The sequence below is a fragment of the Marinobacter sp. genome, from assembly GCF_041690455.1.
Lineage (GTDB): Bacteria > Pseudomonadota > Gammaproteobacteria > Pseudomonadales > Oleiphilaceae > Marinobacter.
On record NZ_JAWLHI010000143.1, the window covers coordinates 1436 to 3544 of the forward strand.

Annotated in this window: 4 protein-coding genes; all 4 read left to right on the top strand. The window is 58.7% G+C overall.

All coding sequences use genetic code 11. The annotated features are described in order from the left end of the window. Positions 1-561: outer membrane beta-barrel protein (locus ACESMW_RS18730; protein ID WP_372988477.1), on the top strand; the 561-nt coding region annotated here is incomplete at its 5' end. Between the two features lie 73 nt (positions 562-634). Further along, positions 635-1162 carry a rhombosortase gene (rrtA, locus tag ACESMW_RS18735; protein WP_372988478.1) on the top strand — a complete coding sequence of 176 codons (528 nt, stop codon included), beginning with the start codon at positions 635-637 and terminating at the stop codon, positions 1160-1162. Next, positions 1125-1700 carry a hypothetical protein gene (locus ACESMW_RS18740; RefSeq protein WP_372988479.1) on the top strand — a complete coding sequence of 192 codons (576 nt, stop codon included), beginning with the start codon at positions 1125-1127 and terminating at the stop codon, positions 1698-1700. The genes rrtA and ACESMW_RS18740 overlap by 38 nt, the downstream gene beginning before the upstream one ends. After that, positions 1639-2109 (top strand): protein adenylyltransferase SelO family protein (locus ACESMW_RS18745; protein ID WP_372988480.1); only part of this gene is annotated, 471 nt, incomplete at its 3' end. The genes ACESMW_RS18740 and ACESMW_RS18745, both read left to right, overlap by 62 nt.

The window sequence follows — 2109 nt, forward strand, 5'->3', positions numbered from 1 at the left end:
CAGAACGGCGGTAACTGGTCCCTGGGCGCCCAGCTGGGCCAGGCCTCGACGGATATCAGCAGCGCAGATATCAACGACCGCCTGAACACAGCGGGGGTGACGGGCCAGGCAAGGGTGACTGACAGTGATCGCCTGGCTGGCCGCATTTTCATTGGTTACCAGTGGAACCGGTATCTTGGCTTCGAAGGCGGGCTGGTCGATCTTGGCGAGATTAGCGCCCGTCTGTCGGGCACCGACCCCGGCCTGAGTGCCGCTGATCTTGATGACGTCCGGCCGGGAACAGGTCGCGGCCTGGAGTTTTCCGCTGTTGGCCGTTATCCACTGACCGAGGATCTGGATGTGACCGGTCGGTTGGGCATGCTGCGCTGGCGTACAAGCCTGAATTTCGAGGGTGGTGGCTCGGACGTTAACATGGGTAATGACGCGGTTTTCGGCCTGGGCCTGGAATACCGGCTTCATGAATCCTGGTCTGCCCGCGTGTCGATTGACCGCTACCGGGTAGAACGCGACGACACAGATCTGGCCGCCGTTGGGATAAGTTATCATTTTGGCGGGCGCTGAGTTCCCTTACAGCCTCATAATGCAGCGCCGGGCCCGCCTGTTTTCCTGCGCCTTTCCGTTGGGCGCAGGGCTGATGATGGTGGCCGTTTTCCTGTCGGGCGCCGGGGTTGCTGACGCCCTGATGTATCACCGGCCGTCTGTTCTGGGCGGGGAATGGTGGCGGTTGTTGACCGGCCACTGGGTTCACCGAAGCGGCTACCATCTGGCCCTGAACCTGGCGGGGCTGGTTCTGGTCTGGCATCTGTTTGGTGAGTTTCTGCAGGGGCGCCACTGGTTGGTGCTGACCTTCCTGGTGGCGCTGGGCCAGTCTGTCAGCTTGATGTTTGTTTACCCGGATATCCTGTGGTTCGAAGGACTGTCCGGGCTGTTACACGGACTGTTGGCTGCCGGTGCCGTCATCGCTTTTTCGCGGGCCCCGGTGGTTTCGGGGCTGGTTCTGGCAGTGCTTGCGTTCAAGCTTGCTGCTGAGGCCTGGTTTGGTGGTTCGGCGCAGATGGAGGCCTTGCTGGGGCAGCCGATTCTGATTGAGTCCCACTGGTGCGGAGCAATCGCGGGATCGATTGGTGGCTATTTTATCGCTCACACCCGAACAAATTTCTAACCTAAAACCTTTTAAAGGCGATGGATCCATCTTATCTTTTCTTATGAGGCAATTCGGCTTCCGGTTAATCAGACACAACAGACGCTATCCCCTATGTGTTCCGGAAATGCACTTCGGCACCAATTTACCTGAGGCAGAACAGACAGCGATGAAAGATCCATTGTCGCGCAAAACCAGCTTTGTTGTGACCAGCCCCGAATACGTGGCCCACAGCGAGAGTTTGTTCCGCGAATTGGGTTTTGCAGACAGCCTGGCCCGGTCTGATGACTTTATCCGGATGTTCTCCGGAGATCTATCGCACGTACCGGAGCCGATGAGCAAAGTCGGTTGGGCCTGTGGCTATGCGCTTTCCATCTACGGCACCGAATACACCCAGCAGTGCCCGTTCCAGACCGGCAACGGCTATGGCGACGGCCGAGCAATTTCAGTACTGGAGGCTGTTCTGAACGGTCAGCGCTGGGAAATACAGCTCAAGGGTGGGCCAGCTGGAACTTTTCGGTCGCAGGGCTCGAAAGCAGGAGCACCCCCGTGCGCTTGAAGAGCTCGAGCAGCTGGTACTGCACCTGATTGACCGGGAATACAGCGGCGTTATTGATCCGTCACTCGATACTCCCACAAAACTCGTGATGCTCGCTCGGGAGTTCCGCAGCCGCTTTGCCTTCCTGGTTGCGAACTGGATCCGGGTTGGTTACTGCCAGGGCAATTTCAACAGTGACAACTGCGCCGCCGGCGGCTTTACGCTGGATTACGGCCCCTTCGGCTTCTGCGAAGTGTTTGAACCCTTTTACCAGCCATGGACCGGTGGCGGACAGCACTTCGCCTTCCTGAACCAGCCCGCGGCAGCAGAGAGGAACTTCAAGAGTTTCTGTTCGGCCCTGAGGCCTCTGTTGACCGCTCATGAGGACGAACTGGCTCAACTCGAGGAGATTCATAGCGGTTTCCCGGCG

Excerpts from the sequence above, each read along its gene's own strand:
- rrtA (WP_372988478.1), top strand. The coding sequence starts at position 635 with ATGATGGTGGCCGTTTTCCTGTCGGGCGCCGGGGTTGCTGACGCCCTG.